This window comes from Nonomuraea sp. LPB2021202275-12-8, from assembly GCF_037044575.1.
In the GTDB taxonomy this organism is placed as follows: domain Bacteria; phylum Actinomycetota; class Actinomycetes; order Streptosporangiales; family Streptosporangiaceae; genus Nonomuraea.
Window position 1 is genome coordinate 20,757 of the sequence record NZ_JBAHWD010000042.1, and the last position, 26,781, is coordinate 47,537.

At 68.8% G+C, this 26,781-nt stretch carries 26 protein-coding genes; 5 read left to right on the forward strand and 21 right to left on the reverse strand.

Features of this window, described 5'->3' with window-relative positions; all coding sequences use genetic code 11:
* The 8 genes from V5E28_RS42715 to V5E28_RS42750 form a co-directional block, all read right to left on the reverse strand.
* Positions 1–1,647, reverse strand: coding sequence for an acetolactate synthase (locus V5E28_RS42715; protein WP_336215737.1), 1,647 nt, complete (start codon positions 1,645–1,647; stop codon positions 1–3).
* Between the two features lie 41 nt (positions 1,648–1,688).
* Entirely contained in the window at positions 1,689–2,453 is a 765-nt protein-coding gene (locus V5E28_RS42720; protein WP_336215738.1) for a DUF4097 family beta strand repeat-containing protein, read from the reverse strand.
* Positions 2,450–3,103 (reverse strand): response regulator transcription factor, encoded by a 654-nt coding sequence (locus tag V5E28_RS42725; RefSeq protein ID WP_336215739.1) that lies wholly within the window; start codon positions 3,101–3,103, stop codon positions 2,450–2,452. Before V5E28_RS42725 ends, V5E28_RS42720 begins: the two co-directional genes overlap by 4 nt.
* Positions 3,094–4,254 (reverse strand): sensor histidine kinase, encoded by a 1,161-nt coding sequence (locus tag V5E28_RS42730; RefSeq protein WP_336215741.1) that lies wholly within the window; start codon positions 4,252–4,254, stop codon positions 3,094–3,096. Before V5E28_RS42730 ends, V5E28_RS42725 begins: the two co-directional genes overlap by 10 nt.
* A 77-nt stretch (positions 4,255–4,331) precedes the next feature.
* Positions 4,332–5,300, reverse strand: coding sequence for a thermonuclease family protein (locus V5E28_RS42735; RefSeq protein WP_336215743.1), 969 nt, complete (start codon positions 5,298–5,300; stop codon positions 4,332–4,334).
* Positions 5,301–5,339: 39 nt separating this feature from the next.
* Positions 5,340–5,921 carry a helix-turn-helix domain-containing protein gene (locus V5E28_RS42740; RefSeq protein WP_336215744.1) on the reverse strand — a complete coding sequence of 194 codons (582 nt, stop codon included), beginning with the start codon at positions 5,919–5,921 and terminating at the stop codon, positions 5,340–5,342.
* A gap of 61 nt (positions 5,922–5,982) precedes the next feature.
* Entirely contained in the window at positions 5,983–6,705 is a 723-nt protein-coding gene (gene bioD / locus V5E28_RS42745; protein ID WP_336215746.1) for a dethiobiotin synthase, read from the reverse strand.
* Positions 6,706–6,735: 30 nt separating this feature from the next.
* Positions 6,736–7,455: a GntR family transcriptional regulator gene (locus tag V5E28_RS42750; protein WP_336215748.1), complete on the reverse strand. Its 720-nt coding sequence runs from the start codon at positions 7,453–7,455 to the stop codon at positions 6,736–6,738.
* A gap of 580 nt (positions 7,456–8,035) precedes the next feature.
* On the opposite strand from V5E28_RS42750, the gene V5E28_RS42755 reads away from it, so the two are divergent.
* A complete protein-coding gene (locus V5E28_RS42755; RefSeq protein WP_336215750.1) occupies positions 8,036–9,511 on the forward strand; it encodes a histidine kinase N-terminal domain-containing protein in 1,476 nt (491 codons plus the stop codon).
* A 145-nt stretch (positions 9,512–9,656) separates the two neighbouring features.
* On the opposite strand, the gene V5E28_RS42760 is transcribed toward V5E28_RS42755, so the two are convergent.
* Both V5E28_RS42760 and V5E28_RS42765 read right to left on the reverse strand, forming a co-directional pair.
* Complete coding sequence (locus V5E28_RS42760; protein ID WP_336215752.1) at positions 9,657–9,911, reverse strand: WhiB family transcriptional regulator; 255 nt, start codon at positions 9,909–9,911, stop codon at positions 9,657–9,659.
* A gap of 270 nt (positions 9,912–10,181) precedes the next feature.
* A complete protein-coding gene (locus V5E28_RS42765; RefSeq protein ID WP_336215754.1) occupies positions 10,182–11,144 on the reverse strand; it encodes a diacylglycerol/lipid kinase family protein in 963 nt (320 codons plus the stop codon).
* A 118-nt stretch (positions 11,145–11,262) separates the two neighbouring features.
* On the opposite strand from V5E28_RS42765, the gene V5E28_RS42770 reads away from it, so the two are divergent.
* Positions 11,263–11,655 carry a hypothetical protein gene (locus V5E28_RS42770; RefSeq protein WP_336215756.1) on the forward strand — a complete coding sequence of 131 codons (393 nt, stop codon included), beginning with the start codon at positions 11,263–11,265 and terminating at the stop codon, positions 11,653–11,655.
* Here the strand turns inward: V5E28_RS42770 and V5E28_RS42775 are convergent.
* The 3 genes from V5E28_RS42775 to sodN form a co-directional block, all read right to left on the reverse strand.
* Positions 11,652–12,431 (reverse strand): RNA polymerase sigma factor SigF, encoded by a 780-nt coding sequence (locus tag V5E28_RS42775; protein WP_336215758.1) that lies wholly within the window; start codon positions 12,429–12,431, stop codon positions 11,652–11,654. The genes V5E28_RS42770 and V5E28_RS42775 overlap by 4 nt on opposite strands.
* Before the next feature lie 17 nt (positions 12,432–12,448).
* The gene (locus tag V5E28_RS42780; protein ID WP_336215759.1) at positions 12,449–12,874 is read right to left on the reverse strand and encodes an anti-sigma factor; all 426 of its coding nucleotides are present in this window, start codon (positions 12,872–12,874) and stop codon (positions 12,449–12,451) included.
* A 128-nt stretch (positions 12,875–13,002) separates the two neighbouring features.
* Positions 13,003–13,404, reverse strand: coding sequence for a superoxide dismutase, Ni (gene sodN / locus V5E28_RS42785; protein WP_336215760.1), 402 nt, complete (start codon positions 13,402–13,404; stop codon positions 13,003–13,005).
* 89 nt (positions 13,405–13,493) lie between these two features.
* Here sodN and V5E28_RS42790 point away from each other — a divergent pair, with 89 nt between their 5' ends.
* Complete coding sequence (locus V5E28_RS42790; RefSeq protein ID WP_336215761.1) at positions 13,494–13,790, forward strand: S24 family peptidase; 297 nt, start codon at positions 13,494–13,496, stop codon at positions 13,788–13,790.
* On the opposite strand, the gene V5E28_RS42795 is transcribed toward V5E28_RS42790, so the two are convergent.
* The 4 genes from V5E28_RS42795 to V5E28_RS42810 all read right to left on the reverse strand — a co-directional run bounded on the left by V5E28_RS42795 (position 13,760) and on the right by V5E28_RS42810 (position 16,673).
* On the reverse strand, positions 13,760–14,179 hold the full coding sequence (locus V5E28_RS42795) for a CGNR zinc finger domain-containing protein (protein ID WP_336215763.1): 420 nt from the start codon (positions 14,177–14,179) through the stop codon (positions 13,760–13,762). The genes V5E28_RS42790 and V5E28_RS42795 overlap by 31 nt on opposite strands.
* Positions 14,180–14,247: 68 nt before the next feature.
* The gene (locus V5E28_RS42800; RefSeq protein WP_336215764.1) at positions 14,248–14,991 is read right to left on the reverse strand and encodes an amino acid ABC transporter ATP-binding protein; all 744 of its coding nucleotides are present in this window, start codon (positions 14,989–14,991) and stop codon (positions 14,248–14,250) included.
* Positions 14,988–15,815 (reverse strand): amino acid ABC transporter permease, encoded by an 828-nt coding sequence (locus V5E28_RS42805; protein WP_336215765.1) that lies wholly within the window; start codon positions 15,813–15,815, stop codon positions 14,988–14,990. The genes V5E28_RS42800 and V5E28_RS42805 overlap by 4 nt, the downstream gene beginning before the upstream one ends.
* A gap of 3 nt (positions 15,816–15,818) precedes the next feature.
* Positions 15,819–16,673, reverse strand: coding sequence for an ABC transporter substrate-binding protein (locus V5E28_RS42810; protein ID WP_336215767.1), 855 nt, complete (start codon positions 16,671–16,673; stop codon positions 15,819–15,821).
* A gap of 278 nt (positions 16,674–16,951) precedes the next feature.
* Between V5E28_RS42810 and V5E28_RS42815 the strand changes: the two genes are divergently transcribed.
* Positions 16,952–18,130: an NAD(P)-dependent malic enzyme gene (locus tag V5E28_RS42815; RefSeq protein WP_336215768.1), complete on the forward strand. Its 1,179-nt coding sequence runs from the start codon at positions 16,952–16,954 to the stop codon at positions 18,128–18,130.
* Between the two features lie 140 nt (positions 18,131–18,270).
* Positions 18,271–19,629 carry a hypothetical protein gene (locus tag V5E28_RS42820; RefSeq protein ID WP_336215770.1) on the forward strand — a complete coding sequence of 453 codons (1,359 nt, stop codon included), beginning with the start codon at positions 18,271–18,273 and terminating at the stop codon, positions 19,627–19,629.
* Positions 19,630–19,677: 48 nt separating this feature from the next.
* Here V5E28_RS42820 and V5E28_RS42825 read toward each other — a convergent pair whose 3' ends face one another.
* From V5E28_RS42825 to V5E28_RS42840, 4 genes are all read right to left on the reverse strand, one after another.
* Positions 19,678–21,183, reverse strand: a complete 1,506-nt coding sequence (locus tag V5E28_RS42825) for a hypothetical protein (RefSeq protein WP_336215771.1) — start codon at positions 21,181–21,183, stop codon at positions 19,678–19,680.
* Positions 21,184–21,363: 180 nt separating this feature from the next.
* Entirely contained in the window at positions 21,364–22,887 is a 1,524-nt protein-coding gene (locus V5E28_RS42830) for a hypothetical protein (RefSeq protein ID WP_336215772.1), read from the reverse strand.
* A 433-nt stretch (positions 22,888–23,320) separates the two neighbouring features.
* A complete protein-coding gene (locus tag V5E28_RS42835; protein WP_336215774.1) occupies positions 23,321–24,829 on the reverse strand; it encodes a trypsin-like serine peptidase in 1,509 nt (502 codons plus the stop codon).
* Between the two features lie 586 nt (positions 24,830–25,415).
* Complete coding sequence (locus V5E28_RS42840; RefSeq protein ID WP_336215775.1) at positions 25,416–26,579, reverse strand: trypsin-like serine peptidase; 1,164 nt, start codon at positions 26,577–26,579, stop codon at positions 25,416–25,418.
* Positions 26,580–26,781 lie beyond the last annotated feature (202 nt).

Consider the following 26,781-nt stretch of genomic DNA (forward strand, 5'->3'; position numbering starts at 1 on the left):
TCACACGCCGGTCGTGCTGCGCGGGTAGGCGATCTCCGGGTCGGTGGCGATGTTGACCATGTACGGAATTCCGGAGTCGAACGCGCGGCGCAGCGCGGGACCGATCTCCGACGGCTTGGTGACCAGCTCGCCACCGCCGCCCAGTGCCGTGACGACCTGGTCGTAGCGGCACTGCGGCTGCAGCTCGGCGGCCACGTCGTAGCCGTACAGCATCTGCATCGGGTGCTTCTCCAGCCCCCAGATGCCGTTGTTGCCGCAGATCATGACGACCGGCAGGCGGTGCCGTACCAGCGTGTCGACGTCCATCAGGGAGAAGCCCGCGGCGCCGTCGCCCAGCAGGAGCACCACCTGGGAGGAGGGCCTGGCCAGGCGGGCGGCGATGGCGTAGCCGAGCCCGGTGCCGAGGCAGCCGTACGGGCCCGGGTCGAGCCAGTTGCCGGGCTGCTTGGGCTCGACGTACTTGCCCGCGTAGGAGACGAAGTCGCCGCCGTCGCCGATGACCACCGCGTCCTCGGCAAGCACCTTGCCCAGCTCGCCGTAGATGCGCATCGGGTGGATCGGGTCGGAGTCCGCGGCCAGCAGGCCGGCGTCACCGGCGATGGCCGCCGCCGCGGTCTCGGCCAGCTTCGTCACCCAGTCGGCGTATCGGGTCGGCTTCACGCCCGCGTCGCCGCAGGCGGCGCCGAGACTCCAGAGCACCACGGACAGGTCGCCCGAGGCGGACGCCACCGGCTTCGTGTGCGTGGCCAGGTGGGACGGCGCGTCGGCGATGTGCACCACCTTGGCCAGCGGCGCGCCGTCCTTGCCGCCGAACCAGCCGTAGCCGAGGCGGAAGTCGAGCGGGGTGCCGATGACGATGACCAGGTCGGCCTGGGCGAAGGCGGCGCCGCGGGCGCGGGTGACGAGCAGCTCGTGCCCGGCGGGCAGGATGCCGCGGCCCTGGCCGTTGGGGATGACCGGCAGCCGCCAGTTCTCGGCGAAGTCGCGGGCGGCCTCCTCGGCCCGGTCCATCCACACGTCCGAGCCGTACACCACCACCGGCCGCTCGGCCTCGGCCAGCAGCCTGGCGATGCTGCGCAGGTCGTCGGGGTCGGGCTCCAGCGGCGACGGCGACTGCGTCTCGGTTTCGAGCACGGGCGAGGGCGCGAACAGGTGGTCCATGTAGAAGTCGAGGAAGACCGGCCCCCGGTGCGGCGCGAGCGCCGTGCGGAAGGCCATCTCGACGTCCTGGCCGACCGAGTCGGCGCCGGACCCGGTGAACGCCAGCTTGGTGATCGGGGCGAGCAGCGGCGGGTGGTCCATCTCCTGCAGCGCCCCGCTGCCCCAGCGAGACTGCGGCGCGCGCCCGCCCATGACGACCACCGGCGAGCCGTTGAAGTGCGCGGTCGCCACGCCGCTGATGCCGTTGGTGATGCCCGGCCCCGCCGTCAGCACGGCCAGGCCGGGTGTCCTGGTCAGCCGGGCCGTCGCCTCGGCGGCGAAGACCGCACTCTGCTCGTGGCGCACGTCGAGGATGCGCATGCCCTCGTGCTGTGCGCCGTCGTAGAGGGGGAAGACATGCCCTCCCGAAAGGGTGAACATGGTCTCGACACCGTAGGCCTTGGACACGGCGACGGCAGCGTCACCGGCGTGCTTCGCAGACTTCATGCCGGGGAACTTACCAATGAGTCACGAGAGTAAACAGACCTTCAGCAGCAGACCGTCACCGTGCCCTCCGGGGTGGACAGGGAGATCTTCCTGGGCGAGGTGGGGTCACGGCCCGTCGGCAGGAAGATGTCGGGAGCCTCCGCCGTCAGGTCGTAGGCGGCCTCGGGCAGCTCCACAGTGATGTCGCCGGACGTCCTGACCACCGCTCTCACCTTGGCGGGCGGCGTGCGGAACGACAGATCCACGTTCCCGGCGCCCACCTCCACGTCGGCATGGTCCGCTCGCAGGTCATACCCGCTGACGGAGCCCGAGCCGCTTCTGGCCCACAGGTTCCCCGAGGTCTCGGTCACGAAGACGGCGCCGGAGACGGAGCTGACGCGTACGTCGCCGTACATGCGGCTGACGGTGACCGCGCCGGTGGACGCCGTGGCCTCGATATCGGTCTCGGGAGGCACGAGCAGGTGATACTCGGCCTCGCACAGCGGCTGTTCCGGCTGCCCGGAGCAGGAGGCGCCGAGCCGCAGTGTCCGGCCGTCCCAGTCCTCGGAGACGGACGGCTTGTCCTGCTCCCAGCGCAGCCATCGGTCGATCACGATCACGCCGGCCTCGCCCGCCTGCACCGTGACCCGCACGTCGCCCCGATCCGCCGCGATCTTGAGCTGCGTACGTCCCTCGAAGGCGATGGTCCGGACGGAGCTCTCGGTCGGCAGCAAGGCTTGGGCGAACCCCGCCGAGATCGTGACGGTGGACAGCGTCAGCGCCACCACGGTCAGGATGGCTCCGGCGACCCGCCAGACCGCTCTCATGGCAGACTCCTGATTTTGAGGAACTGCAGGACGGCGAGTACCCGCCGGTGATCGCCCTCTGCCGGGGGAAGGTCGAGTTTGGTGAAGATGTTGCCGATGTGCTTGCCCACCGCGCCCTCGCTGAGCACGAGCTGCCTGCCGATGGCCGCGTTGGAGCGGCCCTCGGCCATCAGCTTGAGCACCTCGCCCTCCCTGGGCGTCAGCCGGTCCAGCGGGTCGCTGTGGCCGCGCAGCAGGAGCTGGGAGACCACCTCGGGGTCCAGCGCGGTGCCTCCCGCCGCGACTCTGCGCAGCGCGTCGATGAACTCGTCCACGTCCGCCACCCGGTCCTTGAGCAGATAGCCGACGCCGCCCGTGGCGGAGGCGAGAAGCTGGGCGGCGTAGCGCTCCTCGACGTACTGGGAGAGCACCAGCACGGCCAGCGACGGCTGCCCGCGGCGCAGCACGAGCGCGGCTCGCAGCCCCTCATCGGTGTGTGTGGGCGGCATCCGCACGTCGGTGAGCACCAGGTCGGGGCGCTGCTCCTCGGCCGCGCGCAGCAGCCCCTCGGCGTCGGCCACGGCCGCCACCACCTGCATGCCCGCGGCCTCCAGCAGCCGGATCAGCCCCTCGCGCAGCAGTACGGAGTCCTCGGCCAGCACTACTCGCACGGCAGGTCCACCTCGATCGTCGTCGGCCCGCCCAGCGGGCTGCGCAGGCGCAGGGTGCCGTCCACGGAGTCGATCCGCTGGCCCAGGCCGCGCAGCCCGGTGCCGCCGTCGAGCCTGGCGCCGCCGCAGCCGTCGTCGTGGACGAGCAGGCGCAGCCGGTCGCCCTCGCGGCGGACCGTCACCTCCGCCTTCGTGGCCGCGGCGTGCTTGGCGATGTTGGTGAGTGCTTCGGACACGATGAAGAAGGCCACCGCCTCGATCGTCGGGGAGGTGCGGCGGTCGATGTCGACGCGCAGCCTCACCGGTATGGGAGCCCGGGCGGCGACGCCGGAGAGCGCCGCGTCCAGGCCCTGGTCGTTGAGCACCGCGGGATGCAGGCCGCGGACGAGGTCGCGCAGCTCCTTCAGTGCCTGCTTGGACTCCTCGTGCGCCTGCTCGATCGCCTCGCGGGCGGGGGCGGGCAGGTCGGAGAGGGTGGCGCGGGCCAGCCCGAGGTTCATCGCCAGCGACACCAGCCGCTGCTGCGCCCCGTCGTGCAGGTCGCGTTCGATGCGGCGGCGCTCGGCGTCGGCCGCGTCGATCACGCCGGCGCGACTCTCGGTCAGGGTCTCGATCCGCCGGCCGAGCTCCCAGCGGCTGGGGCCGAGCAGGGCGCGGGCCACCGCCAGGTCCAGCATGGCCATCGCGCGCGCCAGGATGGGCGCCAGCAGCAGGAACAGGAGGCCGGCGACGATGTAGGCCGCCACCACTGCCGGTTCCCTCAGATCGGGCAGGAAGACCATGGGCGGTGGCTGCAGCAGCGGCGGCACGAAGGCGGTCACCCCGACCAGGCCCGCTCCCCACACCATCGCGACCAGGAACACTCCCACCACGCTCACCAGCGGGGAGAGCAGGTGATAGCCGAGCTGCCGCCACAGGCTGTTGGTGCGCAGGGTCTGCGCGGCCGGCACCGGGGGGATGTGCACGCCGAGGAAGGCCTCGAACCTGGAGCGCTGCACCCCGGTGATCCACGGCATCCCGCGGCGCAGCGCGCGCGGGGCCACGGCCAGCACGCAGGTCAGCGCGGCCAGCACGACGGCGACGGGCAGGCCGGTCATGACGTGGGCGGTGTCCAGCCAGGCCCTGGCCGACCAGGGGCGGATGGCTTTCATGTCTCCAAAGGTATTGATTTGCCGGGGACGTGCGACATGGCCCTGGTGTGTCCGTACGGGGTGGGGCTAGCCCCACCTCACAGCGGCGGCACCGACCAGCCCTTCTGCGCGAAGAGCGGGGCGTGCTCGGCGTTGACGAACAGGCGGTCCTCCGGGTGGGGGACGCGGAAGTAGCTCTGCGGGTGCAGCAGCTCCCTGGCGGTGTCGGACAGGTCGAGCACGTAGCGGTCGGGAGCGCGCCGCTGGGCCAGGAAGCGCAGCTCGAACGGGAGCACGGCCAGCGGGGCCGCGTGGTCCCAAAGCCCGAGTCCCGCCGCGCGGGCCCGCTGCACGGCGTGCCTGGCCCTGCCCAGCGCGCCCTCCTCGGCGATCGTGCCGGCCGTCCCCGGCGCCGGCACCGCGTCGGCGACGCGTCCCTCCTGGCGGACGAAGGGGTCGACGTTGGGCCAGATGAAGTACGGCACCACGTGTCCGGCCTCGAGCAGCCGCTCGTTGTAGGGGTCCGGGCGGGGCCTGTCCCGCTGCTCGCGGTTGACGTAGCAGAGCATCCTGCCGTACCTGTCGAGGATCTCGTACGCGAACGCCAGCCTGAGCTTGAACGTGGCGTCGCTGTGGCCCTGCTCGGTGATGTCGCCCTGGATCATGTCCTTGAGCGCCTGGGTGGCGGGGGCGGCGTGCGCGGCGTGGTTGGCGGCGGCGTCCGGGCCCAGCTTGGTCAGCAGGTGGGCGCGGAGCGCGGCGCGCAGGGGCAGCTCGGCGTAGCCCTTGGCGAAGGGATCGGCGAGGAAGGTCGTCCAGGCCGGGTGGCCGATGCGGGCGAAGCCTTTGGGGAAGTCGGGGAAGTCGGGATTTCGCGGCAGCTGGAAGCTGACCTCGGGGGCGTCGACGCCGAGCAGGCGGACGCCGAGGTTGCCGTCGGCCGCGATGTTGATCGTGTCACCGTCGTGCACGACCTTGCTCACCGGCTCGGCCGTGCCGTTTCGCCGGGCGAGGAGCCCGTGGCCGACCGTGATGCCCGGAACGGGCTGTTCGAGAGCCTTAGCCATGCACGCATCATCCCCCGATAACGCGCTAAGTTCCGATATTCAGGCTTTGGGCTTGGCGCGGACGTGCATGCGCTCGCCCTGGGGGCCGAACAGGACGAGGACCTCCACCGGCTGGTCGTCGGCACTGCCGAACCAGTGCGGCAGCCGGGTGTCGAACTCGGCCGCCTCGCCGGCGCGCAGCACCAGATCGCGCTCGGCCAGCAGCAGCCGCAGCCGCCCGGACAGCACGTACAGCCACTCGTAGCCCTCGTGCGTCTGCTGCTCGGACCGCGGGCGATCCGGCGGGATGATCATCTTGAAGGCCTGCGGGCTCCCCGGCTGCCGGGTCAGCGGCAGCACGGTCATGCCGTTCAGCCGGCGAGCGGTGGGGCGGATGCGCGGGTCGCCGACCTCCGGCGCGCCGACGAGCTCCTCCAGGGGCACCTGGTAGGCCTGGGCGATCGGCAGCAGCAGCTCCAGGCTGGGGCGGCGCTGGCCGGACTCCAGACGCGACAGGGTGCTCGTGGAGATGCCGGTGGCCTCGGTCAGCGTGGCCAGGGTGAGGCCCCGCTCGGCACGCAGACGTTTGAGCCGGGGACCGACCTTCGCCAGCACCCCTTCGATCGCCGTCGTGTTGTCCATGGCATCTCTCATTCCCGGAAAGAGCACCAGAAGTTGCCACATCCAGGGAGCGAGCGCAAGCTCACGGCGCCAGCGTGAAGGTCTCCCTGAACCTCGCGGGATCGAACGAGCCTCCCAGCGTGACGGCGAGGCCGCGGCGCGCCACGGCGGCGAACTCGTCAGCCGAGAGCCCGGCGGCGCCTGCGGGCAGCACTCCGGCCAGCGGACGCGCCGCCAGCATCTCCAGGTCGCCCACGTCGCTCCGCTCGGCCGCGCCAGGCTTGTCAGGCCATGCCCCGATGACCACCCCGGCCAGGTCGAGCCCGCGATTGGCCAGGGCCTCCAGGGTCAGCGCGGCGTGGTTGAGCGTCCCGGGCCCGGACCCGGCCACCACGAGCACCTGCGCCCCGAGCAGCCTCGCCAGATCGGCGACGGTCGCGCCGTCCTCGTCGAAGCGCACCAGCAGCCCGCCCGTGCCCTCCACGATCACCAGCCGGTTGCTCTCGGCCAGCTCCCGGATCCGCCTGGCCGTCTGGGGCATCGACACCGGCGCCACCCTCGCGGCCCGTGCGGCGGCGGCGGGCGAGAGCGGCGACTCGAACCGGGCGATCTCGAACGTGGTCGCCACCCCGGACAGCCTGATGATCTCGTCGAGATCGCCTCTCTCCCCGGCGGGCACCCCCGTCTGGGCGGGCTTCACCACGGCCACGCTCGCTCCCCGGCCCCGCGCCAGCGCCGCCAGGGCCGCGCACACCACGGTCTTGCCCACGCCCGCGTCGGTCCCGGTCACGACGATCACGCTCATCCGGCCAGCGTAGAGCGCCGGAAGCCGCTGCTACGGGCGGCGCAACCGGGTGACGAACTTGTAGCGGTCTCCCCGGTAGAGCGACTGCGCCCACTCGACCGGGTTCCCGTCGGCGTCGAAGGCGTGGCGGGTGAGCAGCAGCATGGGCAGGCCCACGTCCACGCCCAGCAGCTTCGCGTCGTACGGGGTGGCGAGCACGGTCTCGATGATCTCCTCGGCGTCCGTCAGCCGCACGTTGTAGGCGTTGTGCAGCGTCTCGTACAGAGAGGAGTGCACCTCCAGCTCCCGCCGCAGCCGGGGGAAGCGGCGCGCGGACAGGTGGGTGGTGTCGATGGAGACGGGTTCGCCGTTGGCCAGCCGCAGGCGGTGGATGCGCAGCACGCGCCCGCCCGGGTTGATCGCCAGCCGCCTGGCCAGCGCCTCGTCCGCGGTGACGTAGCCGATCTCCAGGATCTTGGTGTCGGGCTCCAGCCCGGCCGTGCGCAGGTCGCCGATGTACGAGGTCAGCTGCAGCACCTGTGCCACCTTGGGCTGCGCGACGAACGTGCCCTTGCCCTGGATGCGCAGCAGCCGCCCTTCCACGACCAGCTCGGTCAGCGCCTGCCTGACCGTCGTGCGGGAGGTCTCGAACCGTACGGCCAGCGTCCGCTCGGGCGGCAGCGCGGTGCCCGGCGCGAGCGACTTGGTGAGCTCGAGCAGGCTCCGTTTCACGTCGTAGTACTTCGGTACGCGAGGGCCGTCGTCTGTCACGCTCTCACCTTCACTTCTGCCACGGCGGTGAGGGCGTGTCTGATCACCGCGAGATCATCGGAACTCAGATTGGCCCGAGCGGTCAACCGCGGGCAAGGGCGGCCCACCGGCGCGGACGGCGGCCGGCAGCCTCCTGCCCGCGATTGCGGCTCCGCACGGGTGGCGGGATCCGGGAGGGCGAGGCCGGGCGGCTCGCTCGCCCTGTCGCACGCCAGTCCGGGCAGCTCAGGCTGATGGTGAAGGATAACCGCAGCGGCAGGCCGGGCCGCAACCGAGGTCGGTGCGAGAGTGCCGCGGCGGGCCGGCGAGGACGTGCGGATCACCTCTGGCTCTCCCGGTAAGGGCACGCGATGGGATCCGGGCGACTCTGGCAGTGTGATGGTTCTCACAATGTGAGATTTATGTAAAAGGACGGTTAAGTCGACCTTTTTACGTCTCGCCTGCCGAGACATCCGTCCGCGGCGCCCGCGACCCGCCCCCGGCCTCCGGGCGGCAGTCCGCGATCGCACGCAGCCCCATGTGCGCATTCGACCAGGGTGCCGGTTTGGCTGTTCGGCGGGAAAGCACGCATGATGCAGTCGTGCCGACTCTCAGCGACCTCGTCGTCCGCCACACCGCGCTGGACGAGGACGACCTCGACTGGCTGCACTCGCTGGTCTCCGACTGGCAGTTGCTGGCCGACCTGTCGTTCGCCGACCTCATCCTGTGGGCGCCCCTGCTGGGCGAGGGCGGCTGGATCGCGATCGCGCAGATGCGCCCCACCACCGGCCCCACCGTCTACCACGACGACATCGTCGGCTCCGTGGCCGCCAAGGGCGAGCGCCCGCTGATCGACACGGCCTGGAACGAACGACGCATCTGCCGGGAGGGCGACCCCGACTGGTCGACCGGCGTCCCGGTCCGGGAGGAGACCATTCCGGTGCGGCGCGCGGTGCCCGACGGCGAGGCCCGCTTCCTCGCGATCATCCAGCGCTCCACCAACCTGTCGTCGGCCCGCACCCCGTCCCGGCTGGAGCTCACCTACCTGCAGAGCGCCTCCGACCTGGCGCAGATGGTGGCCGAAGGCCGCTTCCCGTTCTCCGGCGAGGAGCCCATCCTGGTCCGCTCGCCGCGCGTCGGCGACGGCCTGCTGAGGCTGGATCGGGCGGGCCGCGTCACCTACGCCTCACCCAACGCGCTGTCGGCCTACAGGCGGCTCGGCCTGCACGCCGACCTGGTGGGCGCCGAGCTCGGCCGGGTGACCGCGACGCTGTGCTACTCCGACGAGCCCATCAACGAAGACCTCATGATCGTGGCCAGCGGGCGGGCAGCCAAGGAGACCGAGGTCGAGTCGGGCGGCACGATCGTCCAGCTCCGGGCGATCCCGCTGATCGTCGGCGGCGGGCGCATCGGCGCGCTGGTGCTCATCCGCGACGTGACCGAGCTGCGGCGGCGCGAGCGCGAGCTGATGACCAAGGACGCCACGATCCGCGAGATCCACCACCGGGTCAAGAACAACCTGCAGACGGTGGCCGCGCTGCTCCGGCTCCAGGCCAGGCGGCTGCAGGTGCCGGAGGGCCGCGAGGCGCTGGAGGAGGCCGTGCGGCGGGTCGGCTCGATCGCGATCGTGCACGAGACGCTCTCCCACGCGCCGGAGGAGTTCGTCGACTTCGACGACATCGCCGACCGGGTGATCGCGATGGCGGGAGAGGTGTCGGCGCCGGAGGCCGCGGTCACGCCGCGACGGGTGGGGGGCTTCGGGGTGCTGCCCTCGCTGATCGCCACCCCGCTGGCGATGGCGCTGACGGAGCTGCTGCAGAACGCGCTCCAGCACGGCCGGCCCAGGCGGCTGCAGGTGGTGGTGGAGCCGGGGGCGGAGCGGCTCAACGTGCTCGTCTGGGACGACGGCCAAGGGCTGCCCGAGGGGTTCGACCTCGACAGCTCCACCAGCCTCGGGCTGCAGATCGTCCGCACGCTCGTCGAGGGGGAGCTCTCCGGCAGGCTCGCGGTCGAGCCGCGCGAGGGAGGCGGCACGGAGGTCAGGCTCTCGATCCCGCTGCCGTCCGGACCCGCTTGAAAACCTGAACGCCGCGTCCCGTTGTCAGGGACGCGGCGCTGTCCTGGCGGAAACGCTGTCGCGCCAGGCTTCATCGCTCTTTGCGGTCTTCAGACGGGGGCTCCTTTGCCGCGCGCTGCTGGTCAGCCTGTCGGTCGGGGGTGTCTCAGGCGGTCGCGCGGGCGCGGGCACGGGCGCTGCGGCGCTTGAGCGCACGACGCTCGTCCTCGCTGAGCCCGCCCCAGACGCCGGCGTCCTGTCCGGACTCCAGCGCCCACTTGAGGCAGGAGTCCATGGCCGAGCAGGAACGGCAGACCTGCTTGGCCTCCTCGATCTGCATGAGTGCCGGTCCAGTGTTCCCGATGGGGAAGAACAGCTCGGGGTCCACGTCACGGCAGGCGGCTCGGTGGCGCCAGTCCATGCGTCCACTCCTTAGTAGATGGAGCCTTGGGTCGGCTCCGTGCGGCTACTTTGTGAAAGGTTTCACTAAGGCGTGCGAACAGTGTCCCGGACGGTTGGCCGGGATTGCTCGCCGACAGTCGGACGGGGGCCCTGGGGCCTCGTTAAAGGTCCTACGTTCCGACGTCAATAGTGAGCTTTTCAGCCACGGAGAGTGCACGCAAGAGGGTAGGGCCGAAGTTTTGCCGGTTATAGATGTCGGATGCGTCACACAATGACCGAATGTAACGGGCTAGACCAGAACTTGTAACGCGTTCGGTGTAGACCGGAACGTTACGGATTCCCGTTCGCCCAGGTAGTCCCCGTCCAGTTGAAAAGCCACGGGACGGCTCGCCGTGAGGGTGAACTCGGCCTCGTCGTGCAGCTGGACCAGGTGCCTGCCGGACGGGAGGCTGTCACGCTCGGTGAGGATCTGCCTGATCACCGGCGCCATCGCCACCAGCCCCATCCGCTGGAGCCCCAGCAGGTCGAGCCCGGTCTCGAACCCCGACCACGGAGTCGGCGTGACGGGCTTGCTCCCGATGTACGTCCACGGTGAGGTGTTCGTGATGATCGCCATGAACATCCCGCCCACGGACGGGATGCCTGGACCGGTCAGCCGCATCGCTGGATGCCGCTTGTCCGTCGCCAGATAGTGCCGTAGGGCGGTGTTCACATACCGCGTGGGGGTAGCTTTACGCCCGGTCCCTCGCAGCCCCTCAACGGCCCGTATGACCTCCGCGTCGTAGCCCATGCCGGAGCAGAAGGTGAAGTAGCGGCTCTCGCCGTTCCACAGGGCCTGGCCCAGGCCGACGGTGCGGCGCCGGTTCTCGCGCAGCGCCTCCAGCACCGCGCCGGTGGCCTCGACGGGCTCGTTCGGCAGCCCGAGGGCTCTGGCGAACACGTTCGCGCTGCCGCCGGGGATGACGACCAGCGCCGGCCGTCCCGTGCTCGGGTCGTCGCCGGGCGGCTCACCGCCGTTGACCGGGTTCAGCAGGCCGTTCACCGTCTCGTTGATGGTCCCGTCGCCGCCCAGCACGGCCACCACGTCGTAGCCCTTGGCGCGGGCGGTGGCGGCCAGCGTGGCCGCGTGCCCCCGGTAGGCCGTCTGCTCGACGGTCAGCTCGACGGCCGCGCCGAGCGCGCGGATCAGCACGTCACGCGTGCGGGCGTTGGTGGTGGTGGCCTTGGGATTGACCAGGAGCATCGCGCGCATGTCGTCAGCGTAGCCGTTGACCCATGTCTGGCTTGTCGCAAAGATCCCATTTGCGACACAAGGGATTCCCATCTGAGCCGCAGCGCGACCCGGCGGTGGGGATCGGTAGGGTTCGGATGTGTCGAAGCGTCCCTGGAGCCTGCTTGCCGCCGCCCTCGTCGTCGCCCTCGAAGGGCTGGTCGCGCTGGGGCTCGGGATCTATGTCCTGGTGGAGACCGTGCGCGGCGGTGCGGACAATCTGACGGCCGCGCTCGCGGAGGCGGCATTCGGCCTGCTGGTCGGGGCCGGGCTGCTCTGGGTGGCCTGGGGCGGGCTGCTGGCGGCCGAGCGGTGGGGGAGAGCGCCCAGCGTGCTGACCCAGATCTTCATGATCCCCGTCGCGGTCACGCTCATCCAGTCGGAGCAGCCGCTCATCGGGGTCCCGCTGATCGTGGTCGCCCTGATCGGGCTCGGCACGCTGCTGGCGCCTCCCACCACCCATGCCCTCTACGGAGACGGGGACGACGATTAGTCGTCGGCCGTCAGGCCCTCGCGGAGCTGGGCGAGGGTGCGGGCGAGCAGCCGCGACACGTGCATCTGCGAGATGCCGAGCTCGGTGGCGATCTGCGACTGCGTCATGTTGCCGAAGAACCTCAGCAGCAGGATCCGCTTCTCGCGCGGCGGCAGCCGCTCCAGCAGCGGTTTGAGCGACTCGCGATACTCGACGCCCTCGAGCGACTCGTCCACGATGCCGAGCGAGTCCGAGACGGCGGGAGCGTCGTCGTCACCGGAGTCGGGCGCGTCCAGGGACACGGTCGAGTAGGCGTTGGCCGACTCGAGGCCCTCGAGCACCTCCTCCTCGGTCATCTTGAGGTAGGCCGCCAGCTCGGCCACCGTGGGCGCCCGGCCCTCGCGCTGCGACAGCTCGCTGATCGCCTTGGTGAGCGACAGCTTGAGCTCCTGCAGCCTGCGCGGCACCCGGACCGCCCAGCCCTTGTCACGGAAGTGGCGCTTGATCTCGCCGACGATCGTGGGCGTGGCGTAGGTGGAGAACTCCACACCGCGGTTGAGGTCGAACCGGTCGATCGACTTGATCAGGCCGATGGTCGCCACCTGAGTGAGGTCGTCGAGCCATTCGCCCCGGTTGCGGAAACGGCGGGCCAGGTATTCGACCAGGGGAAGGTGGAGCTCGACCAGCTCGTCCCTGATGCGCTGGCGCCGCGGCTCCTCGGGACTCAGCTCGGAAAGCTCGGCGAAGAGCATGCGAGCTCGCACCCGGTCGGGCACGGCGTGTTCGCTGGTGGCCATGGCTCCGGTCCCTTCCGTCACGCCGACCTCGCCGCGCCTCGGCGCTTACGCAGGACGATCGCCATGCGATCGGGTGAGTCGGTCACCGCGTCGACGTCGTCGGCCAGCGCGGTCAGCACCATCCAGGCGAAGTCATCGCGCTTCGGCGCGGAGCTCCCGACAGTCGCGACCTCGACCCGAACCTGCATCTCCTGCCCGGTGAGCTCGAACTCGGCGGTCAGGTCGGTGCCCGGCACCGCCTCGCTCAGCAGCATGGCGCACGCCTCGTCGACCGCGATCCGCAGATCCTCGATCTCGTCCAGCGTGAAGTCCAGCCGGGCGGCCAGCCCGGCCGTGGCCGTACGCAACACCGACAGGTAAGCGCTCGCGGCAGGGAGCCTGATGCTCACCACGTCGCGGATGGCGGCCTCGCCTGTCGCACGCGTCTCGGTTTCCTCGGTCACGTTCCTCCTCGCGTATACGACGCTGACTGCAACTTACCGCCCCTGGGACGTGCTTGGCGGAATCAGACTCGCCATCAAGGGAAAAGGCTCTGTGCGGTCTCAGACCGGACAGAGCCTTTTGTGCCGGTTTAAGCGGCCTTGGTCTCCCAGAAGATCTTGGAGATTTCGTCGATCTTGCCCAGAAGGTCATCGGCCTTGGCGACGTCGACGGTGCCCTTGCCGCCGGCCGCGCCCGCGAGCTTCGTGGCGTCCCAGAAGAGCTGGTGGAGCTGGGGGTACTGCTCCAGGTGCGGCGGCTTGAAGTAGTCGGTCCACAGCACCCACAGGTGGTGCTTGACCAGCTCGGCGCGCTCTTCCTTGATGGTGATGGCGCGAGCGCGGAAGACGGGGTCCTCGTTGCCCGCGTACTTCTCCATGATCGCCTTGACCGACTCCGCCTCGATCCGGGCCTGAGCGGGGTCGTAGACGCCGCAGGGCAGGTCGCAGTGCGCGGAAGCGACATGCTTGGGTCGTAGCAGTCGTGCGAGCATCAGAAAATCCTTCCTTGATGCCGAATCAGCTTGGTCCAACTACCGACCTTACTCGGGTCCAAACGCCTGCGGAGGAGGGGGTCACGGCGATGAGGGTGCGTGTCGAGGGCGACTCGATGCGGCCGGCGCTGCTGCCCGGAGACTGGCTCCTGGTGCGCCGGGGCGCCCGGGTGCGCCCCGGCGACCTCGTGGTGGCCAGGCTGCCCGACGATCCGAGCCGGCTGATCGTGAAGCGGGCCAGGTGGCACGCCGAGGACGGCTGGTGGCTGGAGAGCGACAACCAGCGGGCGAGCGGCCGCCGCGACAGCTGGGACTTCGGGCCTGTCGGCGACCTCGTCGGCCGGGTGGTGCTGCGCTACTGGCCGCCGCGGCGGCGCGCCCGGTAGGCGGCGACGTTGGCCCTGCTGGCGCAGCGCGGCGAGCAGTAGCGGCGCGAGCGGTTGGAGGAGGTGTCGAGGAAGGCGCGCGAGCACCGGGGGTCCAGGCAGCGGCCGAGCCGGTCGGAGCCCAGCTCGGCGACGACCGCGGCCAGGCCCATCACCGCGGCGGCTCCGGTCTGGTCGGCCAGGTGCAGGTGCCAGCGGCCGTCATGGTCCGTGAGCTGGGGGCGTACGGGGTAGCGGGAGAGCAGGGCGTTGAGCAGGCCGGCCACGGTGGCGCCGTCCGCGGCGTCGAACACGGCGGCCAGCTCCGCCCGGAGCGGCTGGAGCTCGGGCGGTGCGGCGGGATCGTTGACGAGGCGGACCGCCCACTCGGCGTAAGAGGTCAGGTCCATGCCGGAGTATTACACGAAGCGCGGGACGCCCCGAAACGGGACGCCCCGCGTGCGCGTTCGCCGTGGGACTACCCCTCGGGGTGCAGGACCCGCCGCAGGAAGGAGCGGGTGCGCTCATGCTGCGGGTCGCCGATCACCTGGGCGGGCGGGCCGTCCTCGACGATGACGCCGCCGTCCATGAAGACCACCCGGTCGGCCACCTCGCGGGCGAAGCCCATCTCGTGGGTGACCACGAGCATGGTCATGCCCTCCTCGGCCAGCTTGCGCATGACCGCGAGCACGTCGCCGACCAGCTCGGGGTCGAGCGCCGAGGTGGGCTCGTCGAACAGCATCAGGTCGGGACTCATGGCCAGCGCCCTGGCGATGGCCACCCGCTGCTGCTGCCCGCCGGAGAGCTGGATGGGGAAGGAGTCGCACTTGTCGCCGACGCCGACCTTCTCCAGGTTCTCCCTGGCGACGACCTCGGCCTCCTTGCCGCTCCGCTTCAGCACCCGCTGCTGGGCGATCATCACGTTCTGCAGGGCGGTCATGTGGGGGAACAGGTTGAACTGCTGGAACACCATGCCGATGCGGCGCCTGACGGCGTCGATGTCCACATCGGGATCGGTGACCTCGATGCCCTCGACGAACACCTGGCCCAGGGTCGGCGCCTCCAGCAGGTTGACGCAGCGCAGCAGCGTCGACTTGCCGGACCCGGAGGGGCCGATCACGCAGACCACCTGGCCGGGCTCGACCAGCATGTCGATGCCCACGAGCACCTTGTTGTCGCCGAAGTGCTTGTGCAGGTCCTTGATCTCGATGGCGTGGGTCATCGGCTCGTCCCCTTCCGCTTCTCCAGCCGGCCCGCGAGGTAGCCCAGCGGGACCGTCACGATCAGGTAGGTGATGCCGGCGACCATGATGGGTGTGGCGTTGGCGTACTGGGAGGCCAGGTCGTTGCCGAACTTGGTCAGCTCCACGTACTCGCCGGAGACGCCGAGGAAGAGCACCAGCGAGGAGTCCTTGAGCAGGGCCACGAACTGGTTGGTCGTCGGGGGGATGACGATGCGGATGGCCTGGGGGATGACCACGGTCAGCTGCGACCGGCTCGCAGACATGCCGAGCGACCTGGCGGCCTCGATCTGGCCCCGCGGCACGGCCTGCAGGCCCGCCCTGAAGATCTCGGCCTGGTAGGCCGCGCCGACCAGGCCGAGCCCCAGGATGCCCTGCCCGTAGGTGCCGAAGGGCACCTGGAAGCCGGGCAGCGCCAGCGGAAGGAAGGTGATCAACAGGAAGATCAGCAGCGCGGGCACTCCGCGGAAGATCTCGATGTAGATCAGCGAGATCCACCGGTACGGCCGCACCGTCGACAGCCGCATCAGCGCGAGCAGCAGTCCGAAGGCGAACGAGAAGGCGAAACCGCCGACGGTGTAGATGATCGTGTTGCGCAGCGCGATCGTGAACAGGTCGGGCAGTGCCTGAGCCGCCACGTCGGGCTTGGCGAAGTTCTGCGCCAGGCTCGGCCAGTCGGCGTAGAAGATGAAGCCGACGAGGGCGGCGACCAGGATGGCGTACTGGACGCCGCGGCTGATCCGCTGTTTCTTGCGGGGGCTGAGCCGGGCACGTGCCGGCTCAGCCGTCTTCGGCTCGTCCGCCATGGATCAGCCCAGCTCGCCGGGCTTCTTGCCGAACCACTTCACGAAGATCTTCTCGTAGGTGCCGTCGGACTTGGCCTTGGTGATCTCGTCGTTGATCGTCTTGAGCAGGACCGGGTCGGCGCCCTTCTTCAGGCCGATGCCGTACTGCTCACCGGTGTCGAGGCTGCCGATCAGCTCGAACTTCTCCGCGACCTCCGGCTTCTTCAGCCAGGTGAGCACCACGGGAAGGTCCTGGACGATCACGTCGGCCTGCCCGGCCTGCAGGGCGAGCAGCTCCTTGGCCGAGTCGGCGTACTCGGTCGGGTCGAAGCCCTGCTTCTTGACGTACTCGAGGCCGGTGGTGCTGGCCTGCGCGCCGAGCTTGAGGTTCTTGGCCTTGACGTCCTCCAGGGAGGTGGCGCCGGTGCCCTTCTTGGCCAGCAGTGCCTGCGTGGCGTCGAAGTACGGGACCGAGAAGTCGATGTTCTGCTGGCGCTCGGGGGTGATCGTCATGCCGGCGGCGGCCACGTCGCACTTCTTCGCGGCCATGGCCGCGCCGCTCTTGATCACGGCGAAGTCGATGTCGACGATCTCCTGCTGGACGCCGAGCTTCTTGGCGGCAAGGTCCACGATGTCCACGTCGAACCCGACGATCTTGCCGCTGCCGTCCTTGAACTGGAAAGGCTCGTAAGGGATGTTCGTGCAGACCGTGAGCTTGCCGGGAACCACGAGCTGCGCGCCACCGGCGGCGGAAGCGCTGGCGGAGGTGGTCGTCCCCGAGCCTCCGGTGTCGCTGCCGCAAGCGGACAGCGCCAGGGCGGCGGTCAGGGCGAGCGCGCCTGCGGCGTAGCCGCGGCGGGTCAAGGGCCACAGGGCCATGAGTGGCCTCCTCAAGTGATATGCCACGAAAGTTGAGTTTTGTGCAGTTTAGAGGGGCTTTAGCAGCACTCTGTCACCCGGGATTTAACAATGCGTCAACGGAACGGCGTCGGCCCTGATACCAGCGGGCATCCAGGCATGTGGCAGTATGGAGAAACGGGTGACCCCCGTAACCCCTCAACGAGACGATCGACGAGGGGATCCTGGCGACTACCGAAGCCAGGCCTCTCGTGCGTCTGCCGAAGGTCTCTTCCGTCCGCTGAACTACTGGGGTCTCTGTGTCCATCACACCCGCTTTTGATCACGATCCTGCCTTCGCCCTGCACCGCGGCGGCAAGCTCGAAGTCCGCTCCACCGTCCCGGTCCGCGACGCCGCCGACCTGTCGCTCGCCTACACGCCCGGCGTCGCCCGCGTCTGCACCGCGATCGCCGAGACGCCGTCGCTGGTCAACGACTACACCTGGGTCTCCAACGTGGTCGCCGTCGTCAGCGACGGCACCGCCGTGCTCGGCCTCGGCGACATCGGGCCCGCCGCCGCCATGCCTGTCATGGAGGGCAAGGCCCTGCTGTTCAAGGAGTTCGGCGGCGTCGACGCCGTCCCGCTCTGCCTGGCCTGCACCGACGTCGACGAGCTCGTGGAGACCGTGGTCCGGCTCGCGCCCTCGTTCGGCGGCATCAACCTGGAGGACATCAGCGCGCCACGCTGCTTCGAGGTCGAGGCCCGGCTGCGCGAGCTGCTCGACATCCCTGTCTTCCACGATGACCAGCATGGCACCGCCATCGTCGTCCTGGCCGCTTTGCAGAACGCCGCGCGTCTCACCGGTCGCTCGCTGGGCGAGCTGCGCGCGGTGGTGGCCGGCGCCGGCGCCTCGGGCGTCGCCGTCAGCCGCATCCTGCTGGAGGCCGGCATCGGCGACATCGCCGTCGCCGACTCCAAGGGCATGATCTACGACGGCAGGGAGGGCCTCAACCCCGTCAAGCAGGCCCTGGCGCGCGACACCAACAAGGCCGGCCACACCGGGTCAACCGAGGAGGCACTGGCGGGCGCCGACGTGTTCGTGGGCCTGTCCGGCTCGACCGTCACCGAGCAGGCCATCGCCGCCATGGCCGCCGACTCCATCGTGTTCGCCCTGTCCAACCCCACCCCCGAGGTCCTCCCCGAGGTGGCCGCCAGGCACGCCGGCGTGGTCGCCACCGGCCGCTCCGACTTCCCCAACCAGATCAACAACGTCCTGGCCTTCCCCGGCGTCTTCAGAGGCGCGCTGGACGTCAGGGCCACCACGATCACCGAGAACATGAAGGTCGCCGCCGCCAACGCGCTGGCCGCCGTCGTGGGCGACGACCTCACCGCCGAGTACGTCATCCCGAGCCCCTTCGACGCGCGCGTCGCCCCCGCCGTCACAGCCGCCGTGGCCGCCCAGGCGAGAGCGGACGGCGTGGCACGACTGCACGACTGAAACGCGGCCCTCAGGGCAGGAGCAACCTCGACGAGAGTTTGTGAAGGCGCCGGGAATCCCCAAATTCTCTTTACTCGCCGTGCTATAACAAGAGCTCTCTGTAAGGATGCGGGCGCCGGCTCCTGCCCATGAGGAGAGCGATGGAACGCGAGCCCAACCGACTGCTGCAGCGACTCATCGCGGAGGCGGGCTTCTCCCACAAGGGTCTGGCCAGGCGCCTCAACGATCTGGGGGCAGCACGCGGCACGCCGGGGCTGAAGTACGACCACAGCTCCGTGCTGCGCTGGATCGGTGGTCAGCGGCCGAGAGATCCGGTGCCATGCCTGCTCACCGAGATCTTCGCGCTACGACTCGGCAGGCCCGTAACGGCCGAAGACCTGGGCATGCCGGCCATCACTACACCCCTCGATCTCGGGCAGGCGTTCACGCACACGTGGCAGGAGGGGGTCGCGACCGTGACTGCACTGTGGCGGGCCGATGTGGAGAGGCGGAGATTCCTGGTCGACTCGACGTTCGCGATAGGAGCGGGCTCGGTGGGAGCCGTGCGATGGCTCACGTCCCCGCCGGAAGGGCGTCCCAGCAGTACGGGCGCGCGCCGCGTGGGCACGGCGGACATCGCCGCCATCCACGAGGTCACCCGATCCTTCGGCGAGCTCGACAACCGGTTCGGCAGCGGCCGGGTCCGCTCCTCGGTCGTCAAATACCTCGACACCGCGGTGACGCCGCTGCTCAAGGACGGCTCCTACGGCGACGGCACGGGCAGGCGACTCGCCGCCGCGGCGGCCGAGCTCACCCGGCTGGCCGGCTGGATGGCCTACGACCTGGAGCAGCACGGACTGGCCCAGCGCTACCTCATCCAGGCCCTGCGCCTGGCCAGAGGCGCCGACGACCACGCGCTCGGCGGCGAGATCCTGGCCGGGATGGCCCACCAGGCCGTCTACATGGGCCAGCCGGCCCACGCCCTCGACCTGGCGCGAGCCGCCCAGCTGTCCGCCCGCCGCGCCGGGATCCCCACGCTGCTCGCCTCCAGCCACGTCCTCGAGGCCCACGCGCACGCGGGCCTCGGCGACTCCCGCTCCTGCGGCGGTTCGTTGCACGAGGCCGAACGCGCCTTCGACGCCCGCAGCCCCGCTGACGAGCCCCGCTGGCTGAGCTACTTCGACGAGGCCTACCTGTCGGCGAAGTTCGCCCACTGCTTCCGCGACCTCGGCGAGGGCGAGCGCACCGTGCGGCAGGCCCGGCGCTCACTCGACATGGACGGGCGCTACGTGCGCGGGCGGATGTTCAACCTGTCGCTGCTGGCGGCCGGCCTGCTGCAGTGCGGGGAACTGGAGGAGGCCTGCGCAGCGGCGGTGGGGGCGATGACCCTGGCCGGGGAGCTGCAGTCGGCCCGGTCCCGGTCCTACGTGGCCGACCTGCGCCGACGGCTGGAGCCGTACAAGAACGAGCCCGTGGTCCGGGCGCTGCACGAGCGGAGCCGGGAGCTCGCCGCCGTATAGGAAAGAGCCCGCCACCGGTCGTGCCGATGGCGGGCTCTGGCGGTGCGCTTACTTGAGGAGCTCGCCGTTCGGGCCGACGATGTTCTTCGTCTCGGCGTAGTTGGCCTTGTTGTAGACGTCGGCCACCTCACCGTCGAAGTAGGCCGAGCTGATGAAGTCCACCCGGTCGTTGCCGTCCTGGTCGTGGAACAGGCTCGTCACGCCGTTGAGGTAGCCGGTGCGCTTGCTGTTGCTGTACTTCAGCAGCCACGGGCCGCCGTCGGCGCCGCCGGTCATCGAGCACTTGAGCACCTGGTGCGTCTCGACCCTGAACATGTTGGCCTGGTAGGTCTTGGTGCCGGTCTTGCCGTAGCACCACTTGGGCGTCACACCGGTGAAGGCCTTGTGGCCGTCGGGGTGCGCCTCGGCCGGGTAGCCGAAGGCCGTGACCGTCTGGCCCAGGGGCTGGTTCCACGCGACGCCCTGGCCGCCGACGACGTCGCCCAGGCGGCCGGTGTCCTTGGCGACGCCGACGTAGAAGAGCGTCCTGAAGTAGTCCGTCTTCGAGGTCTCCTTCACCCAGTACTTCAGGAAGTAGTGGGTGATGGTGAAGTTGCCGCTGGCGTCGATCTTGCGGTAGCCCGGGCCCTTGTAGGCCTCGTACTCGCTCTTGGTGACGTGGTCGGCGACCGTCTTGTCAGGCGCCTGGGTGCCGTTGGTGTCGCCCTTGGGAGCCTTGTCGAACTCGTCCTTGTCGACTTCCTTGTAGGCCTGCTTCTTGGCGCCCTTGTAGTCGGGGCCGACGATGTCGGTGGTCGTCGACAGCTTGGCCCAGCAGTCGCTGGTCTCCTTGCCGTTGAGGTCGACGCACTTCTTGTACGTCGCGGCGTCGATCTCGACATCCTTGGCCCACTTGTCGCCGGCCCACTTGTCGTACTCGTCCTTGGTCACCTGCTTGTCGCCGGCGAACTGGAAGCCGTTGTGGACCGCCACGAAGGCGAAGTCGCCGTCGTAGTCGTCGTAGGTGTCCAGGTCGTAGGCGGTGAAGGCGTACGCGCCCGCGTAGATGCCCCACGGGGCCTTGCCCCCGTAGTAGCCGGGGACGAACACCCACTTGTCGTAGACGTCGTCCTTGCCGTTCTCGAAGACGCAGTGGCCCGCGGTGGCGACCAGGTTGCGGTACCTCGACTGGACGGAGGTCGCGGAGCACCAGCGGTACTCGCCCTTGTTGTCGAGGAAGAACACCTTGCCGATGGTGCGCGGCAGGTTGACGTTCTTGACCTTGGTGCCGGCCGGCGCGTTGGCCGTCGGGGCGGTCGAGCCGGGCTTGCCGTCGTCAGGCGTGGTGCCGCCCTTGGCGACGACCTTGGCCACGGCCTTGGCGTCCCAGTGGTACTGGGTGGCCTTGCGCAGGGCGTCGCCGTTGGCGTCGAGCCAGAAGAAGGCGTTGCTGTAGGCGTCGGCGGGCTTGGGGGCAAGAGGGTCGGAGGCCCAGCTGGGGGCCGCGCCGGCGGGCACGGCGAGAGCGGCGGCGCTCAGGGCGGCAGCAGTGAGGGGGATGAGCAGGCGCTTCACGGGAAGACTCCACAACATTAACAAAAGGGGTGTTAGAACCCTATCGTCACTCTGGTCACACAGTTAAGTGCTTTCTGGATATCCGTAAAAGGCCGAAGGGCCCGGCAGAAGCCGGGCCCTTCGGGTGAAGCTGGGGTGAGTGCGGAGTTTGGACCTCCGCGCTCGTGACTGCCCTCAGATTTACTTGAGGGAGCCGGACCAAGCAAGGTCAGCCTGCTTGTAGACCGTAGCGGTCTCACCGTCGAAGTACGGCGAGGAGCTGTAGTCGTAGCGGCTGTTGCCGTCCTGGTCGTGGAAGATGCTGGTGACGCCGTTGACGTAGCCCAGACGCTTCGCGTTGCTGTACTTGATGAGCCACGGGGCACCGTCGGCGCCCGGGGTCATCGCACACTTCAGAGCGATGTGCTCCTCAGCCTTGTAAGCAGCGGAGGCGTAGGTCTTGCCCTGGGGCGTACCGTAGCACCACTTCGGCGTGACACCCGTGTAGGCCTTGTGGCCGTCGGGGTGAGCGTCGGCCGGGTAGCCGAAGACGAAGACCTTGGAGCCAGGCTTCTGGTTCCAGGCCACACCCTGGCCACCGACGTTGACACCCAGGGCGCCGACGTCCTTGATGAAGCCGTCGACGACGTAGAACTGGGTCTTGAAGTACTCGACCTTGGTGTCCTTCTTCACCCAGTACACCACGTTGTAGTGCGTGATGGTGAAGTTGCCAGCCGCGTCAATCTTGCGGTAACCGGGGCCGGTGTACGCCTTGTACTGCGACTCGGTCACGAACTCGGTGACGGGCGTGAGCGAGGACTTGCGGCCGTTGACGTCGGGCGAGGCCGGAGGAGCGGCGTCGTACTGCTCCTTCGTGACTTCCTTGCGGACCGGCACAGCGCCGGGCGTACCCGGGCCCGCCAGGTCCTCAAGGTCAGTGGACTTCGCCCAGCAGTCGCTGGTCTCCTTGCCGTTGAGGTCCTTGCACTTGTCGTACTCGGCCTTGGTGATCGGGACGTACTTGTCGAACTTGGCGCCCGCGAACTTCTCGAAGTCAGCCTGGGACACCTGCTTGGGGGTGCCACCGCCGACCTGGATGCCGTTGTACACGGTCACGAACGCGTAGTCGCGGTCGCGGTCGTTGTACACCGAGTAGTCGTAGTGCGTGTACGCCGTCTTACCGACGTAGATGCCCCACGGGGTCTTGCCCTGGTAGTAACCCGGGACGAACACCCACTTGTCCATGACGCTGGCGTTCTTGCTGTCGTCGAAGACGCAGTGGCCGGCCGTCGAGACCAGGTTCTTGTACTTGGCCTGGATCGAGGTGCCGGAGCACCACTTCAGGGCGCCAGCGGAGTCCACGAAGAACACCTTGCCGATGGTCTTCGGCAGGTTGATGTTCTGGGTCTTCGTGGCGACCTTCTTCTCCTCGCCGATCGGCGCGACCGTCGAAGCCTTGGTGTCGGGCGTATAACCGCCGCTGACCTTGAGCTTCGAGGTGGCCTTGGTCTCCCAGGTGTAGGGAGTCGCCTTGGCGAGGTTGTTGGTGTGCCCGTTGGCCTTCAGCCAGAAGTCAGCCACCGCCAGAGCGGAGGGGGCGTCCTTGGCCATGGTGTCCGAAGCCCAGTCGGGAACCGCGTTGGCGTTCGCGGCACCGGCCAGACCGGCGGCCAGGAGACCGGTGGCCAGAATGGCGCCACCGGCGGGGAGGAGGATGCGCTTCAAGGTAACTCCTTGCGCTGTCGTGGAACGCTTTTTGCGCCCCAGTCGTCAGTAAAGGGATAGCCAGGAACATACAGTGCCGATCTTGAAGTCCGGTAGCCGCTTTGAAAGGAAAAGATGCGACAAGGCGGGCGTGACCGTTCTGTGATGTTTAACCGGCTGAAGCGCATGGGGTGGACGAGGGGGTCTCACGGGACGTCTTCGCAGATCAACATAAGAATGTTGTTAGTGTGACAAGAGAGTCGGCAGTGTTCCGGCGCCGCCGCCCGTGCGGGCAATGTGACGCAGATCACAGTCACTTGATGGCACCGTCTGAGGCTCCCGTGCGTCCAAACGCCTTCACATTCGCCCCGGAAACGGCCGAAGGGCCCGGCGGTGCCGGGCCCTTCGGGTCGAACAGTGACGATCAGCTTGGGCGGATCGCCGGGTGTGACTACTAGATGACCTTGCCGGACCACACGTTGGCGGCGGCCTTGTAGACGGTGTTCGTCTCGCCGTCGAAGTACGGCGACGAGATGTAGTCGACGCGGTTGTTGCCGTCCTGGTCGTTGAAGGTGCTGGTGACACCGTTCACGTAGCCGAGACGCTTGGCGTTGCTGTAGTTGAGCAGCCAGGGGCCACCGTCGGCGCCCTCGGTCATCGCGCACTTGAGCGCGACGTGCTCATCGATCTTCTTGGCGGCCGAACCGACCAGCTTCTTCGTGGTCGTGCCGTAGCACCACTTCGGCGTGATGCCGGTGTAGTTCTTGTGGCCGTCGGGGTGCGCGCTGGCCGGGTAGCCGAACACGCGGACGGTCTTGCCGGTCGGCTGGTTCCAGGCGAAGCCCTGGCCGCCGACGTTGTCACCAAGGCGACCCGCGTCCTTGATGAAGCCCTCGATGACGTAGAACTCGGTCTTGTAGTAGTTGATCGACGAGGTCTCCTTCACCCAGTACTTGACGAAGTAGTGGGTGATGGTGAAGTTGCCCTTGGAGTCGATCTTCCGGTAGCCCGGGCCGGTGTAGCCCTTGTACTGGGACTCCGTGACGTGCTCGACGGTGGTCGCGCCGGTGGCCTTGCCACCGTTGACCTTGCCGGTCGGAGCGGCGTCGTACTGCTCCTTGGAGACTTCCTTCAGGACCTTGACGGCGTCCTTGTAGTCCGGGCCGACGACGTCCTGGTTCTTGGAGGACTTGGCCCAGCAGTCAGGGGTCTCGCCGCCGTTGAGGTCCTTGCACTTCTGGTACTCGGCCGCGGTGATCTCGACGTCCTTGGCGTCCTTGACGCCCGTGAACTTGTCCCACTCGGCCTTGGTGACCTTCTTGGCGGTGCCGCCACCGATCTGGACGCCGTTGTACACGGTCACGAACGCGTAGTCGCGGTCGTAGTCCTCGTAGACGTCGAAGTCGTAGTGGGTGAACGCCTGCTTGCCGACGTAGATGCCCCACGGCGACTTGCCCTGGTAGTAGCCCGGGACGAAGACCCACTTGGACATGACGTCCGAGTTGCCGGCCGTGTCGTAGACGCAGTGGCCCGCGGTGGCGACCAGGTTGCGGTACTTGGACTGGATCGAAGTGGCGGAGCACCACTTGCGCTCGCCCTTGCTGTTGACGAAGAAGACCTTGCCGATGGTCTTCGGCATGTTCACGTTCTGCGTCTTGGCGGTGGTCTTCTTCTCCTCGCCGATCGGCGAGGCGGTGCCCGGCTTGGTGTCCGAGCTGTAGCCGCCCTTGCTCTGCAGCTTGGCGACGTCCGCGTTGTCCCAGACGTTGGACTGGGTCGCGGCCTTCAGGGCAGCGCCGTTGGAAGCCGCCCAGTAGTCCGCGATGGCCTTCGCGTTGGCAGCACTCGTCGCCATGGGGTCCTTGGCGACGTCGGAGGTAGCGGTGGCCGAGCCGGCGAGGCCGGCGGCCAGAAGGCCGGTGGCCAGAATGGCGCCACCGGCGGGAATGAGGATGCGCTTCAAGGGAACTGCTCCTTGGTCTGTCGTGGGTCGCAACATGCGCCCCATGCGTCAGTAAAGGGATAGCAAGGAACATAGCGTGGTGATCTCCGCAGGTGGAAGCCGTTTCGACGGGTCCGGCGGGAACCTCGGCCGCCGTGACCATCCTGTTATCAGTCAGAGACAAATGCGGACAGTGATCATTTGAGTGCGTTTTCGCAGGGTATGGAGGAGGTGTTGCGGATGGGACGAATGTGCTGTTAGCGCCCATGCGCTGTCTGTAGTCACGGAAATGTGACTCAGATCACAGGAACCAGATTGGCGCCAACTCCGTCTAACTTGGCTTGATCTTCACAGGGAACGTTCAGGTTCACGGTTTCGGGCCCTGTTCGACGCTGAAAAGGGGGCTCCCGGGCCTTCCGGGATCCCCTTCCGACTGCCCGCACGAGCGGACCAGGACGCCGGAACCAGCCGGCGGGCGCTCCTCGTCCCTGTGTGGCCCCCTGCCGCGGCATCGTCATCCTGGAACGGCGCGTGCAAGTCCTCACCCTGGAACTGCGCATGCAAAAGGGGCCCGGCAGCAGCCGGGCCCCTCAGAAGGTGTGCGGTGTTACTTGTAGAGCTCGCCGTTGCGGCCGACGATCTTGCCGGACCACACGTTCTTGGCGGCGCTGTAGACCGCCGCGGTCTCGCCGTCGAAGTACGGCGAGGTGATGTAGTCGATCCGGTCGTTGCCGTCCTGGTCGGCGAAGGTGCTGGTGACACCGTTGACGTAACCCAGGCGCTTGCCGTTGCTGTACTGGCTCAGCCAGGGGCCGCCGTCGTAGCCGGGAGTCACGGCGCACTTGAGGCCGATGTGCTCATCGATCTTGAGCCAGGACGCGCCGACCGTCTTGGCGGTGGTCCTGCCGTAGCAGTGCTTCGGGGTGACGCCGCTGTAGGCCTTGTGGCCGTCGGGGTGCGGCGCGGCCGGGTAGCCGAACGTGCGGACCGTCCTGTTGGAGGCCTGGTTCCAGGCGACGCCCTGGCCGCCGACGTTGTCGCCGAGACGTCCCGCGTCCTTGGACAGCAGGATGTAGTAGCGGCCGCCCCAGGAGCGCTTGGGGCCGGTGAAGCGCTGGTAGTCCTTGCGGTCCACCTGCTTGACGCCGTTGAACTGGATGCCGTTGAAGACGGTGACGAACGCGTAGTCGCGGTCGTAGTCCTCGTAGACGTCGAAGTCGTAGTGGGTGAACGCCTGCTTGCCGACGTAGATGCCCCACGGCGCCTTGCCCTGGTAGTAGCCGGGCACGAACACCCAGTTGTCCAGCGTGGCGGAGTTGCTGTCGGTGTCGTAGACGCAGTGCGCGGCCGTGGCGACCAGGTTGCGGTAGTTCGACTGGATCGACGTGGCGGAGCACCAGCGGAACTTGCCGGAGCCGTCGACGAAGAAGACCTTGCCGATGGTCTTGGGCAGGTTCACGTTCTGCGAACTGGAGGAGGAGCGCTCCGCGCCGGTGGGAGCGGCGCTGCCGGGACGGCCGTCGGGGTTGTAGCCCCCCTTGGAGACGACCTTCCTGACTTCCTTGGCGTCCCAGGGGTAGGCCGTGGCCTGGCGGAGGGCTGCGCCGTTGGAGGCGAGCCAGAAGGACGCGACCGAGGCCGCCTGGCTGGTGTTCCTGGCCAACGGGTCGGTCGCCACGTCGTCGGCGGCCTGTGCGGTGCCGGTCAGGCCGGCCGCGAGCAGGCCGGTCGCCAGGGCGACGCCGCCGACGGGAAGAAGGATTCGTTTCAAGGTAACTCCAGGCTTTCCTTAAGCTGACGCGGCGCCTTCGTGCGCCCCGAAGGTCAGCAAACGGACAGCCGGAACCGTACAACGCTGACTCTTCCCGTGCGGCTTCTCCGTAGATCATGTCAATGCGGGGGATACCGCCGTGATCGTACTGAGATGTGGATCGGCGCTGATCACCCCGTGTGACCGGTGAGTAGCTTATGAA

Bases quoted from the DNA above. Each gene is read 5' to 3' on its own strand.
- V5E28_RS42715 (WP_336215737.1), bottom strand. From the start codon at position 1,647: ATGAAGTCTGCGAAGCACGCCGGTGACGCTGCCGTCGCCGTGTCCAAG.
- V5E28_RS42720 (WP_336215738.1), bottom strand. From the start codon at position 2,453: ATGAGAGCGGTCTGGCGGGTCGCCGGAGCCATCCTGACCGTGGTGGCG.
- V5E28_RS42730 (WP_336215741.1), bottom strand. From the start codon at position 4,254: ATGAAAGCCATCCGCCCCTGGTCGGCCAGGGCCTGGCTGGACACCGCC.
- V5E28_RS42735 (WP_336215743.1), bottom strand. From the start codon at position 5,300: ATGGCTAAGGCTCTCGAACAGCCCGTTCCGGGCATCACGGTCGGCCAC.
- V5E28_RS42740 (WP_336215744.1), bottom strand. From the start codon at position 5,921: ATGGACAACACGACGGCGATCGAAGGGGTGCTGGCGAAGGTCGGTCCC.
- bioD (WP_336215746.1), bottom strand. From the start codon at position 6,705: ATGAGCGTGATCGTCGTGACCGGGACCGACGCGGGCGTGGGCAAGACC.
- V5E28_RS42760 (WP_336215752.1), bottom strand. From the start codon at position 9,911: ATGGACTGGCGCCACCGAGCCGCCTGCCGTGACGTGGACCCCGAGCTG.
- V5E28_RS42765 (WP_336215754.1), bottom strand. From the start codon at position 11,144: ATGCGCGCGATGCTCCTGGTCAATCCCAAGGCCACCACCACCAACGCC.
- V5E28_RS42775 (WP_336215758.1), bottom strand. From the start codon at position 12,431: ATGGCCACCAGCGAACACGCCGTGCCCGACCGGGTGCGAGCTCGCATG.
- sodN (WP_336215760.1), bottom strand. From the start codon at position 13,404: ATGCTCGCACGACTGCTACGACCCAAGCATGTCGCTTCCGCGCACTGC.
- V5E28_RS42790 (WP_336215761.1), top strand. From the start codon at position 13,494: ATGAGGGTGCGTGTCGAGGGCGACTCGATGCGGCCGGCGCTGCTGCCC.
- V5E28_RS42795 (WP_336215763.1), bottom strand. From the start codon at position 14,179: ATGGACCTGACCTCTTACGCCGAGTGGGCGGTCCGCCTCGTCAACGAT.
- V5E28_RS42800 (WP_336215764.1), bottom strand. From the start codon at position 14,991: ATGACCCACGCCATCGAGATCAAGGACCTGCACAAGCACTTCGGCGAC.
- V5E28_RS42805 (WP_336215765.1), bottom strand. From the start codon at position 15,815: ATGGCGGACGAGCCGAAGACGGCTGAGCCGGCACGTGCCCGGCTCAGC.
- V5E28_RS42810 (WP_336215767.1), bottom strand. From the start codon at position 16,673: ATGGCCCTGTGGCCCTTGACCCGCCGCGGCTACGCCGCAGGCGCGCTC.
- V5E28_RS42820 (WP_336215770.1), top strand. From the start codon at position 18,271: ATGGAACGCGAGCCCAACCGACTGCTGCAGCGACTCATCGCGGAGGCG.